The 15,126-nt window shown below is 46.7% G+C and carries 13 protein-coding genes; 8 read left to right on the forward strand and 5 right to left on the reverse strand.

What is annotated here, in order from left to right:
• Nucleotides 1–27: 27 nt before the first annotated feature.
• The 4 genes from KH172YL63_RS05495 to KH172YL63_RS05510 are packed head-to-tail and all read right to left on the reverse strand — an operon-like array spanning nt 28 to nt 5,020.
• A complete protein-coding gene (locus KH172YL63_RS05495; RefSeq protein WP_173105161.1) occupies nt 28–1,221 on the reverse strand; it encodes a YheC/YheD family endospore coat-associated protein in 1,194 nt (397 codons plus the stop codon).
• Nucleotides 1,218–2,591, reverse strand: coding sequence for a YheC/YheD family endospore coat-associated protein (locus tag KH172YL63_RS05500; RefSeq protein ID WP_173105162.1), 1,374 nt, complete (start codon nt 2,589–2,591; stop codon nt 1,218–1,220). The genes KH172YL63_RS05495 and KH172YL63_RS05500 overlap by 4 nt, the downstream gene beginning before the upstream one ends.
• A complete protein-coding gene (locus KH172YL63_RS05505) occupies nt 2,591–3,682 on the reverse strand; it encodes a YheC/YheD family endospore coat-associated protein (RefSeq protein ID WP_173105163.1) in 1,092 nt (363 codons plus the stop codon). The genes KH172YL63_RS05500 and KH172YL63_RS05505 overlap by 1 nt, the downstream gene beginning before the upstream one ends.
• Before the next feature lie 3 nt (nt 3,683–3,685).
• Nucleotides 3,686–5,020, reverse strand: a complete 1,335-nt coding sequence (locus KH172YL63_RS05510; protein ID WP_173105164.1) for a YheC/YheD family endospore coat-associated protein — start codon at nt 5,018–5,020, stop codon at nt 3,686–3,688.
• A gap of 131 nt (nt 5,021–5,151) precedes the next feature.
• Here KH172YL63_RS05510 and KH172YL63_RS05515 point away from each other — a divergent pair, with 131 nt between their 5' ends.
• The 5 genes from KH172YL63_RS05515 to KH172YL63_RS05535 all read left to right on the forward strand — a co-directional run bounded on the left by KH172YL63_RS05515 (nt 5,152) and on the right by KH172YL63_RS05535 (nt 11,021).
• Complete coding sequence (locus KH172YL63_RS05515; RefSeq protein ID WP_173105165.1) at nt 5,152–6,291, forward strand: DUF445 domain-containing protein; 1,140 nt, start codon at nt 5,152–5,154, stop codon at nt 6,289–6,291.
• Between the two features lie 88 nt (nt 6,292–6,379).
• Nucleotides 6,380–6,733 (forward strand): YlbF/YmcA family competence regulator, encoded by a 354-nt coding sequence (locus KH172YL63_RS05520; protein WP_173105166.1) that lies wholly within the window; start codon nt 6,380–6,382, stop codon nt 6,731–6,733.
• 431 nt (nt 6,734–7,164) lie between these two features.
• Nucleotides 7,165–8,037 carry a Cof-type HAD-IIB family hydrolase gene (locus KH172YL63_RS05525; protein ID WP_332066924.1) on the forward strand — a complete coding sequence of 291 codons (873 nt, stop codon included), beginning with the start codon at nt 7,165–7,167 and terminating at the stop codon, nt 8,035–8,037.
• A 141-nt stretch (nt 8,038–8,178) separates the two neighbouring features.
• On the forward strand, nt 8,179–9,675 hold the full coding sequence (locus tag KH172YL63_RS05530) for a coproporphyrinogen III oxidase (RefSeq protein ID WP_173105167.1): 1,497 nt from the start codon (nt 8,179–8,181) through the stop codon (nt 9,673–9,675).
• Between the two features lie 551 nt (nt 9,676–10,226).
• Complete coding sequence (locus KH172YL63_RS05535) at nt 10,227–11,021, forward strand: enoyl-CoA hydratase (protein ID WP_173105168.1); 795 nt, start codon at nt 10,227–10,229, stop codon at nt 11,019–11,021.
• A 148-nt stretch (nt 11,022–11,169) separates the two neighbouring features.
• On the opposite strand, the gene KH172YL63_RS05540 is transcribed toward KH172YL63_RS05535, so the two are convergent.
• On the reverse strand, nt 11,170–11,355 hold the full coding sequence (locus KH172YL63_RS05540; protein ID WP_173105169.1) for a YhzD family protein: 186 nt from the start codon (nt 11,353–11,355) through the stop codon (nt 11,170–11,172).
• Between the two features lie 193 nt (nt 11,356–11,548).
• Here KH172YL63_RS05540 and KH172YL63_RS05545 point away from each other — a divergent pair, with 193 nt between their 5' ends.
• From KH172YL63_RS05545 to KH172YL63_RS05555, 3 genes are all read left to right on the forward strand, one after another.
• Nucleotides 11,549–12,448, forward strand: a complete 900-nt coding sequence (locus KH172YL63_RS05545; protein ID WP_173105170.1) for an ABC transporter ATP-binding protein — start codon at nt 11,549–11,551, stop codon at nt 12,446–12,448.
• Nucleotides 12,441–13,691 (forward strand): ABC transporter permease, encoded by a 1,251-nt coding sequence (locus KH172YL63_RS05550; RefSeq protein WP_173105171.1) that lies wholly within the window; start codon nt 12,441–12,443, stop codon nt 13,689–13,691. Before KH172YL63_RS05545 ends, KH172YL63_RS05550 begins: the two co-directional genes overlap by 8 nt.
• A 213-nt stretch (nt 13,692–13,904) precedes the next feature.
• Complete coding sequence (locus tag KH172YL63_RS05555) at nt 13,905–15,110, forward strand: metallophosphoesterase family protein (RefSeq protein ID WP_173105172.1); 1,206 nt, start codon at nt 13,905–13,907, stop codon at nt 15,108–15,110.
• The last annotated feature ends 16 nt before the right edge of the window (nt 15,111–15,126 follow it).

The following is a 15,126-nucleotide window of genomic DNA, read 5'->3' on the forward strand; positions in this document are numbered from 1 at the left end:
GTTGAACCTAGTGTGCGCCACGAAGATTCAACCTTGATTATGTTTTGCGCTGAGTGTGAGGAATGTACGGACAAGCTGTTGTCTCCGGCTGTTTTCTATTTCCTCTTCGTCAAAGGTCATCGGCTTTGAATTGATTTCAAACAACACAAATCCCCCTGTTTCCCTTGGCGCAATGTCAATGGAAAATTCACCGATATACCCAAATGATTTGGCGAGTTCCTCTCCGCACAGCTGGACAATTCTTCCGATCTCCTGTTTTGCCCCGCTATCGGCCACTTCCTTGACAGAAATGATTTTCCCCCCGCTTGGTACATGTGTGGTGACTTCCTGTCGCTGTGACATGCGGACCCCGATGCCGATCAATTTGAATGCTTTCCCTGTATGAAGGACCAATACCCTGAAATCGTAGCGGTGATCCTGCAGCGTTCTACATTGTATCGCTTCCTGCATGATCCACTGTTGAGTCGTAAACCAATCCGGATACGTCTGGAGAAGCCTTGAGACGTTAACGAACCTCTCGATTTTTTTGGTGCTTTTGCATAGTACTCTGCCGGTGGGATCGATTTCGATCAGCCTGATGCCTTTTCCCTGTGAAGCGAGGGTATGCTTCACATAGATTTTTCGATTGGCAGTCAGGAATCGGATGAAAGATTCTTCATTTGTGACCTGCTCTGTGGCAGGGAGGTAAGGAAGAAGTTCTTCATTTTTCGATAGGAGCCCATGAAGTTCCCATTTGTTGAAAAAATGTGGGTTAAAGAAAGGGATGCCGTGCTTCCGTACAAATACTAGAAGCTTTTCATACTCCTTATGCTGTTCAGCATGCCTTGAAGGCACCCGGTTGTAAATGACGTTCGGGACCGGGAACACACATTTTACCCATTTGTTCAACCCGTGATGGTAGATGATTCCGGCGATCGAATCACCAAATATATCCTGAGGGGAAAAGACGAAGCAGATGCCGCCTGACTCAGCCACGTCCTGCTGAATACAGCGGAATAATCCGAAGTTCCCCTTATATTTATTGCTTCCTTCCTTGCTTGAAACGATTCCTATCAAGGGGATCGACGGTTTATTGCTATGATTGGGGGCAATCGTGAATTCATAGCATGCTTCACTTCCCCTGGAAGAAAGAAGGAATGCCCCCTTTGCAAATGCATATGTCTTCATCGGTTCCCCGCCGTGAAAGAATGTCTGCTTACCCCGGTCGTACAGAATATTCATGGAATCATTTCCTCTGGATGATTCAAGCTCTGTTTGGTAAGAAATACGCCGAATGAAAGGGCAAGCTTTCTGGTCAATAAGTCAAAGCTCTTCAAGTGGGGGTGCGAAAAGATGGACCTGCCTGGTTTAGAATTCGCTTCAAACATCCATATGTGATGATTTTCATCCACCCCGAAGTCAAACCCGATTTCCCCGATAAAGCCTTCCAGATTCCGTTCGATGGCATGGGAGAGGATGAGTGCAGCCTCCCTTAAGGCATCTTCGATGAATTGCCGTTCCTCCTCATCAGGAAACAGTTCTGCCAGTATCTTTATTTCTCCCCCGTTATTGGCATGTGTGGTGACGCTTCCCGACCCGGCGACTTTACCAGCCACTGCGCTCACCTGCCAGTTTCCTTCCTCATCTTTATTCGTATGGACCCGGAAATCGATGACCCGGTTATTTTCCTTCAAGAGGGGAATGCCCTGCTGGACGATGAAATTGTCCAGACTGCGGTGCTTGAAAACGGCGTTCACCAGCTGTTCCAGCGTCTTGAATTTCAACAGCCTGTTCTGATTCCCTTCATCCCTGAAGCGGCAATAATATTCCTGGAGTGACCGGCTGTAGGTGATTTTATGAATGCCTTTACCGAGGCTTCCGTTTTTCGGCTTCAAGTACACTTGTTGATAACGGGTCAGCATCCGTTCAATTTCTTCCAGTGATTGAAACCTATGTGTTTCAGGAAGGAATTGTTGGACAGCATCATCATTCTCAAGCCTTTCAAACAGGTCCAGCTTATTAAAGAACCCGGGATTATACCAGGGAATCCCGTATTCCCTTTGCAACCGTTCCTTGATGGTTTGATAGGTTTTCCGCTTCTCGCTGCGCCGGTTCGGAAGTCTGTCATAAATCACATTCGGAAAGGGGATCTCCTCGATTTCCCATCCTTCACCAAAGTGAAAATATCCTTTGATCCGTCCATTTTCCCAATCAATATGGCGCTCGCCGAACACAAACGGGACGACACCCAACGACGATTGAACAGACAACAGCTTCTTGAAAAAGTATGAGCGTTCCCCGATCGGACTGAGCCGGAAGCTTGTGAACCCAGCGGTGAAAATGCCAATCAGCACACCGGTATATAAACACCCATCCTTATAAAAGAGGGAAAGGGAATCCACTTTGCCGGGGAGGTAGAGGCTTTTTGCCAGCGCAGAGCTGATGCCGATCACATTGCGGCCATTCGGGTGCCTTCTGCATAAGGCAGGCTGACGTTTCGTGCCGAGTATCACGGTGCCCGCGCCTTGATCGTCGTCCACCACAAACCCGGAAGGAATGTAAAGGATGCACGCTTCATCCTGAAAGTGTTCCACTTTATATGTTTTGAGCACTAGAAATCACCTCTATTTAAGGATGTCAGGGACAGGGAAGACAGATAATCACAATAATCCAGTGGAGCGTTGTATAATGCGGAGAGTTTTTCCGGCTCTATTGCCCCTACGAGTTTGTGACCCGGCTTTGAATTCATATCCAGTATCCACAATGATTGATCTTCACCGATGATCAGGTCCACACCGATTTCAAATAATGGAGAAAAGTGATCTTCGAGAAGCACGGGCATATCATCCAGGATCCCGGTGATTTCCCCTTCAATGAATGCCCAATCTCTCCTATGGTCGGCTTTTTTCCAGTCGGAGAAAGAATGATAAGCGGCCCCCCGGCTGATATTCGTCAAGATGGCATTTTCCTCCCCTAAGCGCACGGCCCGTTGAAACTCCCTCCATTCCCCGCTCTGGTCCTTATTCAGCAGGATCCGCATATCAAAGGGTGCACCGCTTTTGGTCAGATTCGGGAGCCGTTTCTGACAAATGAATGTGTGCCTTTGTAAAATGCGGCCGACCCACCTCAGAAACATATCCTTCGATGGAAATGTACGCTCCATGATCCCCTGTTTCTTGGTCGTGCGTAAGAGGATGCCCCCGGTGACAGAGGTGATGTGATAAACCGCATATCCTTGTGCACCGTCTACCGGTTTGATGATGATGTCTTGATGTTCATCAAGGAGATTCATGAGATGGTATCCATCTGCAGCAAGAAAGGTTTCAGGTATATAAGGGGAAAGGGAAGTGTGCCGGAGCTTTTCGTACAGATGCCATTTGTTCGGCAGGCCGTACCCGAGGAAGCGGATATGCTTCTGGTTCTTCAGCCATTGTACGATCGCCTTCGCCTGCCTGGATTCCATATCGTTCTGATAATAGGTCCGGTCATAAATGTAGTCTGGGATGTTGAACACTTCCTCCACCCATTTTTGGGACAAACGGTTAAAATGATATCCTTCCACGGTTTCATCGATAGGGGAAATGCCTTTTGGAGAAAAGAGATAAAGGTCGACCATATGGGACAGGGAATGCTTCGCGATTTCGAGAAAGTATGGATTCGTCTCTTGTGGGGTGAGGGTCATGATGCCTAGTGAGTGATTCATACGTTAATCCTCCTTGTGGATCCATTTTCTGTAGCTGTATGCATAGAGCGATTTAACCGATGGACGGATCGCTGAAGCTTCAGTATAGGTGCGCTTCGACGGTTTGGCATTGACTTCAATCAGCCAAGGCTTGCCGGATCCGTCAATGCCAATATCCATCCCGAGCTCTGCGAAATGCCCATCGATGCTGTCTGCAAGCAGCCTGGCAGTTGCGATGCACAATTTCTTCATTTCATTTGAAATCTCCACTGCCTTTTCAGGGAAAAGAGTCTGAAGGATGGCGGCCGGCTTTTCGATCACGCCTCCTTGGTCTACATTCGCTACAAACTGATGGGGGGAAGATACCCTGGCGACCGATGAGACGATTTGCCATGTCCCGTTTTCATCGAGATGGCACAGATAACGGAAATCCAAAGAACAGCCATCCACCTTTACGAACGAAATCGTCTCCTGAACCAGATAGGAAGATCTCCTGCACCACAACTTTATCTGCCTGAGGAGTGCCTCTTGGGAGGAAAAAGTGAGAGGGCTTTTCGCCCCGAAAGAATTTTGATGAACGAGGTAATCTCGCTCCCTTTTCTGGATGCGCAGAATGTACCTTCCCCGGCTCCCGTCAACAGCTTTAACGAAAACATCGTTACAGGAGGCAAGCATTTCTTCAAGTGAATCCAGTCCATTCACCGTTTCAGGCAGATGGGCTGAAATGACCGGGCTGTCTTTCAGCGCCGCGTACACTTCATCTTTCGACAGGAAGCCGCGGTTGAATACATGGATCTTTTTTTTCTCAAAACGTGACAGCGCCCCCTGAAAAGAAGGGCTTCTCTCCATCTTCCGGGAGTGACAGCGATTATATATGACGTCAGGGGCGGGAAGGGGAGCCATCTCCCAGGTGTGTCCGTTATATGCAGCTCCTTCCTGCCTGCTCCCGAGGAAGGAGGGGAGGGGCAACAGGTAGAAGAAGCCTCCTTTTCGCTGAAACCAATTGTGACACTCAATAAAATAATTCATTAATGGATGGGTATGAATTCCGTTGGGATTGAAAGGGTGGATTAAAAGCGCGACCACTGGTCCCATTCTGATCGTGGCAGTGTCAGGATTGAATGAAATCCAGCTATTTTCCAATTCCGGGATGGAAGAAAATAATGAATCCCCCGTATCCAACATAATCTGTAAAGAATCGGTCTTTGCCTCCAGACATGTGACATTGAGGGAAGCGTGCCCGACCCAGAGCGTCATGTTCCGCTGAAAAGGGTACTGGGCCAGCATGTTGGCCGGCACATATAGATGGTGATATCCCTCGGTGTTTTTTCTCGATAGAAATGAACATTTTATTCTCATCCGGCATTCCCCGTTTGCATAACCCGTCAGATTGATTTTATAATGTTATATTGGGCTAAGGTTGATATAGCATTCTATGTGAACCTGGGCAAAATGTTCAAACGAGAGAAGTAGAAAAGGAAGGTGCGCACATGCTAGATGCTTTCATCCTGGTACTGTTCATGGTGATCGTCGGAGCCCTCATCGGCGGTTTCACGAATTCACTGGCAATAAAAATGTTATTCAGGCCTTATCGGGCTTACTATATTGGTAAATTCAAAGTTCCCTTCACCCCGGGACTGATCCCGAAACGAAGGGAAGAATTAGCGGAGCAGCTTGGAAAGATGGTGGTCGATCACTTGATCACGCCGGAAAGCCTCCAGAAGAAAGTAATGAATGAAGACTTCCAAAGAGATGTCACCCTGTGGCTGACCGAAGAGCTGGAGCCGGTTTTTTCATCGGATAAAACAGTGGAAGAATGGCTCGATATCCTTCAAATCCCCGTCTCATCAGAACGGCTGAACGAATGGCTGGAGGACTGGATATCGGTCAAAATGACGTCTGCCAAAGAAACCTATACATCAAGGACACTTTCTGAAACACTTCCGGAAAAATGGCAGAATAAAGTTTCAGAAAGCATCCCGACACTCGTCACGTTCATCGCGACCCGGGCAGAAGATTATTTCACAAGCCCGGAAGGAAAAAAGAAAGTGAAAATCATGATCGACGATTTCCTCAAAGAGCGGGGTATGCTCGGCAATATGCTCGGCATGTTCCTCGGCAACACATCGGTCGCAGATAAAATACAGCCGGAAATCGTAAAGTTCATCAAGCATGAAGGAACACAGGAAATCCTTTTCAATCTCCTGACAAACGAATGGGCGAAACTGAAGTCAATGAAACTCGAAGAATTCATCGACCGTCTACCGGAAGAAGAGCTGATCGAAACCGCTCAATCCTCCCTGGTAAAACTCGTCAACATCGACGGACACCTGGCAAAGCCGCTCTCACACTGGCTCGAACCACATAAACAATCCTTCTTCGCCATCCAGCTCCCGAAATGGGTGGACAGAGGGACGGACCTTCTATCGAAGAAGATCCCTAACCTGATGGAGAAAATGCACCTCCAGCATATCGTCAAAGAGCAGGTGGAATCATTCTCCGTTGGACGCTTGGAGGAACTCGTGCTCGGCATATCCCGCCGCGAATTCAAAATGATCACCTATCTTGGGGCACTGCTCGGAGGGATCATCGGAATCGTCCAGGGGTTCATCGCCCTCTTCATCTCCTGACCGCATAAAGGTTCTTCCTAGAAATTCACTCTATAGTTTGTTATAGTGATGGAGGAAACATAGAGTGAAATTATAGGAGGTACGTATAATGGCAATCAACTTATACGATCAAGCGAACGAACTGGAAAGAGCAATGCGTCAAAGCGAAGAATTCATCCAATTGAAGAACATGTACGATGAAGTGAACAATGATGAATCTGCAAGCAAGATGTTCGAAAACTTCAGAAACATCCAAATGACACTTCAACAAAAGCAAATGAGCGGCGAAGAAATTTCCCAAGAGGAAATCGAGCAAGCTCAAAAAACTGCACAACTTGTTCAACAACACGAAAAAATCGCCAAGCTTATGGAAGCTGAGCAACGCATGAGCATGGTCATCAATGACTTAAACAAAGTCATCATGAAGCCGCTTGAAGAACTTTACGGTTCAATGCAGCAGTAATGATGAGATAGAGGGACCGACTTTCTTTGGAAAGTCGGTTTTTTTATTTGGGATTGTGAGGAAGTGGGTGCCAGTGGTTGGTCTGGGACCTGACGCATAAATTTGGGAAGTGACGCATAACCGAGGGATCCGACGCATAAATCCTGAAAGTGACGCATAACCGGGGGATCTGACGCATAAATCCGAAAAGTGACGCATAATCCAGGAACCACGCCACATACATCCATTTGTAAAAAAGGAAATCAAATTTCCCTTCACACCAAATGAGAAACAAATCAACGTTCTCCGTACTGATTTTCTCCTTCCAGAAGCTGAAACTCCCTCCCTTTTCAAGCTGCCTTGCATTTTTCATCCCCACCCCTTGTCATATTTGTCTCTCCTCCTTCATAAAAGTAGAGAAAGGGAGTAGACAACACTTAGGAGGGACACCGATGATGATCTATCGCATGCTTGCATTGAATATTGATGGCACGATCGTGAATGAAAACGGAAAGATTGCAAGGGAAACAAAGGAAGCAATCGAGTACGTTCAAGATAAAGGGGTACCCGTCACGCTGGTGACCAGCAGGAGCTTCGCTTCGGCTAAAAAAGTGGCAAAAGCGTTAAAAATCAATAGTCCCCTCGTCACCCACAGCGGCTGCTATATTGCCGGTGAGCTTGAACAGCCGATGTTTGTAAAAAAGATTGCAGAAGATATCACATATGAAATCACTCAATTCCTGGAAGGTTTCTCGAGTCAGGTTCACCTTTCCCATGAAAAACGGTCCATTATCGGAAAAGTGAATGCACAGGCACGGGACCGGGCACACGTCTCGTGGGAAAAGGAATCTAAATTGATCTATAGTAAACAGTATGTGGACAGAGTAAGTGACTTCCTGCTTGAAAACCCGATGTCGGTGCCGAAGATCTCAGTCATGATGGAGCATAAAGAAGATGTGTGGGATGTGGTTGCATCGTTGAAAGGGATGTACGGGGAAGTGGACGCCATCCCGACTTCCGAGTATAAATTGGATATCGTGCCAAAGGGTGTTTCAAAGTTAAGGGGCCTCATGTACCTGTCAGAGCGCCTTGGTGTGAAAAAGGATGAAATCGTCATGGTCGGTTCGGGCATTGACGACATCGACACCATGGAATGCTGCGGTTTAGGCGTCGCCATGGGGAATGCCCCACGGCAAGTCCGGGATTCAGCCAACTGGATCACCCGGAGCCAGGCTGAAAAAGGCATCCCGTACTTTGTGACAGAGCTGTTCCGGAAGCAGCATCCCATCCCGTTCCTGAAGAAAATGAACATCATCAAATCATAAATTAAGAGTAACACCACCCATTCCGGGAGAGGGATGGGTGGTGTTTTTTGCCTCAAGAGCGGCACCGGCACCATTGACCATTACGACCCCATTCTGTACACTTATAAAAGCTTATTAGATTTGGTGAAAGGTGATTACATCGTGAATGTTTTAATAAAAGGAATCGAGGATGAACGTTTTGAACGTCCTTTGAGATTGATAGCCAATTTATTTTTTGAAGAGTCGGCGATCCACTTCGGTACATGTGCGGATCCGGAGCTTCAGGTCCATATACAACTTTCAACAGAGGATAACATAGAAGCTTCTGCAACACTGACTGAATTGTCGACAGACGTAAGGCACACAGCCCGTTATGAACACGGATGGATGCCCTATGAAACGGAGAAGGAACGGTTCAAACAGCTGAAAACAGCCGTTTCCCACGTGTATTTGAATGTTCTTCAGGATTTGACCGGCATCAGGCAAAAGTGGGGGATTTTGACAGGGATCCGCCCGACAAAGCTTTTGCATAAACAGAAACAGCTTGGCGTACCCAAAGAGGAGATTCATGCAAAGCTGAAAGAGGAATACCTCATCACCGATGAGAAAATCCAGCTGATGCAAAACATCGTGGACCGCCAGCTTTCCGTCGTGCCGGATCTCTATGATCTTCAGCATGAGGTGAGCATTTATATCGGGATCCCGTTTTGTCCAACCAAATGTGCGTATTGCACCTTCCCTGCCTATGCGATTCTTGGCAAACAAGGGCGGGTGGATTCGTTCCTCGCAGGTCTTCACTATGAAGTCCAGGAGATGGGGCGCTGGCTGAAGGAAAATAACGTGAAAATTACGACCATCTATTACGGAGGCGGGACACCGACATCGATCACCGCAGAAGAAATGGATGCCCTCTATGAAGAAATGTACCGCTCATTCCCTGATGTGGACAGTGTCCGGGAAGTGACCGTGGAAGCAGGAAGACCGGATACAATTTCGCCGGATAAACTCGAGGTTCTGAAGAAATGGAATATCGACCGGATTTCCATCAATCCACAGTCGTACACACAGGAAACCCTGAAAGCAATCGGCCGCCATCATACGGTGGAAGAGACGATCGATAAGTTCCATTTATCCCGTAACATGGGGATGAACAACATCAACATGGATCTCATCATCGGACTTCCCGGCGAAGAGACGCCTGAGCTACAGCATTCACTGGATGAAACGGAGAAGCTCATGCCTGAATCGCTGACGGTGCATACGCTGTCGTTCAAGCGTGCGTCCGAAATGACGAAGAACAAAGACAAGTACAAAGTGGCGGACCGTGTGGAAATCGAGAAGATGATGGACCTGGCCGAAGACTGGACAAAACGCAAAGGCTATGAACCATATTATTTATATCGTCAGAAGAACATCCTCGGAAATCTCGAAAATGTCGGGTATGCACTTCCTGGACAGGACAGCCTCTATAACATCATGATCATGGAAGAAGTTCAGACAATCATCGGCATCGGCTGCGGTGCCGCAAGTAAATTCATCGACCCGAAGACAGGGAAGATCACACACTTCGCCAATCCGAAAGAGCCGAATGCGTATAACCTCGGCTTCAAGGAGTATACAGATAAGAAGATTAAGATCCTGAATGAATTATTTTCTTAATTCTTTCTTCATAGACAGCGGCGTAGCGATTTTTCGACAAAGAGATCATAAGTCCGATGAGATGGATCATATTTTAAAAATCCCGCTCATATATTTTGAAAGGTGCTCATAAATGTAAAAAGTGGATCATAAACAGAGGAAACCGGCTCATATTCCACGGAATCATTGGGCAAGAGCCGGTTTCACCCCTTTTGCAACGGTCTCTTTGGCCTTTTTCAGCTTGTTAGCGGACCGAATCATATGATTTTGATAAAAAAATCGAACAAAAATGTACATTTTATCGTTAAATCCGCTATATCATGTCATGGCTTTGACAGGCAAAGTGGGTGTACCTCCAAAAGGTGCCGAAGAGATTCTCTTCGGCACCTTTTTTTCATGTCTCGACCTCTCCCTTAAAAGCTACAATACTGAATGGTCGGAATTTTTAAATAACGTGGAGGAATATTTGCAGAAAAGGAGAATTAGTACAATAGGTATAAATTGAAAGCGGTTACCGAAGGGAGGAAACCTCCCATATGTATATTACGCTATTAGAAAGGGGAGGGATTGTGTTGACAGTGTCAAATCAATACGAAACAGTAACTTTACATAAAGAGGGGAAGGTTGCGAGGCTCAAGCTGAATCGTCCTCAATCGTTGAACGCATTGGATGCCGGATTGATGAAGGAACTGCTTGCGGCATTGAAGGAAGTGGAGAACGATCCGTCGATTTCGCTGTTGGTCCTGACCGGTGAAGGGAAGGGGTTCTCTTCCGGGGGAGATATCAAGTCCATGCTTTCATTAAGCGGGGAGGAGCAGTTCTCGGAAATCATGGATACGATCAGTGAACTGGTCATGACACTGTATTCGATGCCGAAAGTTGTGCTGACGGGCATTCACGGGGCGGCTGCAGGTCTCGGCTTCAGTCTTGCGCTTGCTTCTGACTATATCCTTTGTGAGGAAGACAGCAAGCTCGCCATGAATTTCATCGGGATCGCCCTGATTCCTGACGGGGGAAGCCATTTTCTCCTGCAGGAACGATTGGGGACCCATAAAGCGAAGCGCCTGATTTGGAACGGGAAGGTGTTCGAAGGCCAGGAAGCGATGATGAAAGGGCTGGTCGATGAAGCGATTCCTTCAGGAAAGTTGGAAGAGGGCATTGAACGGTACATCAAACAGGTATTGGCGGCACCGACCAAAGCGTTGCTGAAGACGAAAGAAGTGTATGTGTCACTGAACAAAGAAAGGCTTCAGCATGCACTCGACCTTGAAAAAGAAGGGCAGTGGCTCATGCGTCAAACATCCGATCATCAAGAAGGCATTACCGCATTCGTTGAAAAAAGGAAACCGAATTTCAAAGGGGAATAAGCAGGGAGGGGACTGACCTTGAAGAGGTCGGTTCTTTTTTCTTTAACAAACGAGGGGGAGATGTTCCGCTCTGCACGTAGATGTTACTGTTCACCTGAAAAAACAGCATGACAGGCCACATTAAGTGACCTGTCATGCACCCCCTTTTTCACACGTGGAACAACAACAATTTGCCAAGCGGCGATGTACAGCGGTGGGTATGCTCAGCATATCCTTTTTCCTCCAACAGCGTTTCTCCCATTTTCTTCGCTTCGCTGTCAGATGCTGCTTCAAACGATTCATCAAGAATTTTTTTTCCGTCCTTTTCAAAAACCGTCAATTTGTATACTTTCATCTTGATTTACCCCTTTGTCTTGAAGTATGTACTTCTTTATTTTTTCATAATATCTTTTTTTTGGGAAGTCTAAATAGTTTGATAATGAGAAAAAGATTGGAAAGTGAAACCTTTTCAGGATAGAATCGTAAAGTACTAGAGAGAAAAATGGATGCATAAAAGCATCGATCGGAAACAGGAGGGAGATGGGGAAATGAGTTTAGAGATAGAACAAGTAACCAAAAGGTTCGGGGATTTTACTGCTGTCGACGAGCTTTCACTGAACATTCCTCGCAGTGAAATGTTCGGGTTTCTTGGAGCGAATGGAGCAGGGAAGACGACGACTTTCCGGATGATTCTCGGATTATTGGATCTGACGGATGGAAAGATCACGTGGAACGGGAAGAAGATTGATTATTCCACGAGTCCGGAAATCGGTTATCTTCCTGAAGAAAGAGGATTATATCCGAAGATGAAGGTAAGCGATCAAATCGTCTATCTTGCACGTCTGCGCGGGATGGAGAAGAAAACGGTGCTGAAGGAATTGGATTACTGGCTGAAACGCTTCAATGTGCCGCAATACTTGAACAAAAAAGTTGAAGAGCTGTCAAAAGGGAATCAGCAAAAAATCCAATTCATCGCTTCTGTGATTCATAAACCGAAATTACTGATACTGGATGAGCCATTCAGCGGTCTCGATCCGGTAAATGTGGAGCTGTTGAAGGATGCCGTCCGTGAAATTAAGAAAAGCGGGACGACGATCGTCTTTTCCAGCCACCGCATGGAGCATGTGGAGGAGTTGTGCGAAAGCTTGTGCATCATGCATAAAGGCAGACCGGTCGTCCATGGCGGCTTGAAGGAGATCAAGCGCTCCTTTGGTAAGAAAAATGTGGTGATTCATGCAGACTTCGATCTCACATTCCTGAAAGAGAAGGAAGGCGTTGTGAAGCTGAAAGAAACAACCGAAGGCGTCACGCTGCAGGTTGAGTCAGAGCAAGCGGCGGAAAGCGTGTTTCATGAAGTCGTCCAAAAGGGCTTCCTTCGTAAATTCGAATTAGAGGAACCTTCTCTCAACGATATTTTCATAGAAAAGGTGGGAACTTCTTATGAATAATTTCTTCTTGATGCTAGGACACTCCTATCTGTCAAAGCTGAAAGCGAAGTCGTTTATCATCTCCACTGTCATCATCGCCTGTGCCCTCGTGTTATTGGCGAATTTCGACAGCGTGATTTCTAAATTCACCGGAGACGAAGAAAGCAAGGTAGCGGTCATGGATGAAACGGGCCAATTGTATGAGCCGCTCGTTCAGCAAATGAAAGCGATGAATAGTGACATTATATTGGAGCCGGCTTCTCAATCAACGGAAAAGATCGAGGAAAGGATTCAATCTGAAGAACTGAAGGGCCTGCTCGTACTGAGTGAAAGTCCGGATGGCCTTCCGCAGGCGTTATATAAATCGAATTCATTATCGGATACATCGGTGACCGGTGAACTTCAGGTTGCGCTGCAGAATGTGAAATCAGCCCAGGCTGCAAGCAAGTTAGAACTTTCGGGAGATGAACTGGCACTGCTGAGCGGGCCTGTCGCCTTTGAAAAAGAGGCACTTGTGGAAGGTGCAAAGTCTGAAGAGGAGTTAAGTCAGGCAAGGGGCATCGTGTATGTGCTATTATTCTTTATTTACTTTTCAGTCATTGCCTATGCAAATATGACCGCCATGGAAGTGGCAACTGAAAAAAGCTCAAGGGTGATGGAAATCCTCATCTCGAGCGCTTCGCCGGTAAAGCAGATGTTTGCCAAAATCATCGGGATCGGGCTCGTCGGTTTGACACAACTGGCGGTCATCCTTACAGTGGGTTACTTCACAATGATAAGGAAAAAGGATGAACTCGTAGGTGGATTCTTTGAAGGGTTCGGGTTTGAATCTCTGTCAGTGAGCGTTGTCATCTATGCGATTCTCTTCTTCCTGCTGGGGTATTTCCTATATGCGACACTGGCTGCATTGCTGGGATCGCTCGTAAGCAGGATTGAAGATGTTCAGCAGATGATCATGCCGATGACCTTCCTGATCATGATTGGATTCTTCATCTCCATGTTCGGACTTGGAAATCCTGAATCAGGGTTTGTCACCGTGACATCTTATATTCCGTTTTTCACACCGATGGTCATGTTCCTCCGGGTCGGGATGCTGAACCTTCCTGTGTATGAGCCGATCATCGGGATCGTGGTTATGCTGCTTTCGATCATCCTGTTGGGTGTGTTTGGGGCAAGGGTTTACCGTGGAGGTGTCCTTCTTTACGGGAAATCGAACTCCTTTAAAGATATTAAGAAAGCAATCGACCTGACGTCTAAAAAATAGTGCTCACCCTGAAGTGAAGATAATCCGGATCATTCGAGTTTCTTTGATGAAATCGAATGGATCCGGATTTTTTGTATTTAAATGTCCGGTGAACAATGCAAAATCTCTTTCTTCAGGAGCACAAAAATTGCATACAGGCTGAAAATATCACGGGTTTTAGGATATAATGGAGATATATAGGAACGTATATTCGTAGTGTTGGGAGGTTTTTTTATGGAAGAGATCCGTTTTTTTCATGTAGCAGATCTGCATTTGGACAGTCCCTTTAAAGGGCTTAAGCATATGCCGGATGAAGTGTTTGAACGGATTCAGAATAGTACGTTTGCTTCTTTTGAAAAAGTGGTGAGTGAGGCGATAGCCGGCCAGATCGATTTTATGATCATCAGCGGGGATTTATTTGACGAAGAAGACCGGAGCATCCAGGCACAGGCGAGGTTATTGAAGCAATTCAATCTTCTGCATACATACGGCATCCCTGTATACGTCGTTCATGGAAACCATGATCATCTGGGAAGTCATCGGCTGGAGCTCGATATGCCTGACAACATACATATTTTCAAAGATGTGACCGAGGTGAAACAGCTGATCACCAAAAAGGGTGCGGTTGTCGACATTGCCGGATTCAGCTATGGTACGAGGCATGTGAAGGAAAGACGGATCAGTGAGTATCCTAAACGGACTGAGGACCATTATATGATCGGTATCCTGCATGGAAGTGAAGGAAGCATGAAGTCACTGCATGAAACGTATGCCCCGTTTACGGTAGAAGAGCTGCTTGAAAAGAAATATCACTATTGGGCGCTCGGTCACATCCATGATCGGAGAATCCTGCATGAAGAGCCGTTTATCGTCTATCCAGGCAACATCCAAGGAAGGCACCGGAAGGAATCAGGGGCGAAGGGATGCTATGAAGTCGTGCTGAAAGAGCATCATACCTCGTTGACCTTCATTCCGACCCATGATGTAAGATGGGAGACGTGCAGTATTTCCCTGGAGGGGACCGAACGATTTGGAGAAGTGTTTCAGCGCATTCAACAGGAGCTGGATGGACTGACGGAAGACGTACTGGTCGACATCGTTTTGACAGGGACTGGAGCGCTGTCGAAAGAAATGAAAGTGAAATTGGACAATGGAGATTTGCTCGAGGCACTTCAGGCAGACTATGACAGAAACGGAGACTTGAGGTGGATCCATACCTTACGCAGGGCGAAAGATGAGGGAGACCGTGATCCGGAACAGGATCCATTCTTGGGAGAAGTCATCGAGACCCTGGAAGGGATGAATGGGGCCGAATGGGAAGAAGCCCTTGCCGATCTCTATGAGCACCCATCCATTTACCGTTTTCTTGACCCTTTGGATGAAGGGGATAAGCGCTCTTTAATAGAAGAAACTGAACAATTATTATCATACAAGGGCTAAGGATTGGAGGTGAGCA

The organism is Bacillus sp. KH172YL63 (genome assembly GCF_011398925.1).
In the GTDB taxonomy this organism is placed as follows: domain Bacteria; phylum Bacillota; class Bacilli; order Bacillales; family Bacillaceae_B; genus Rossellomorea.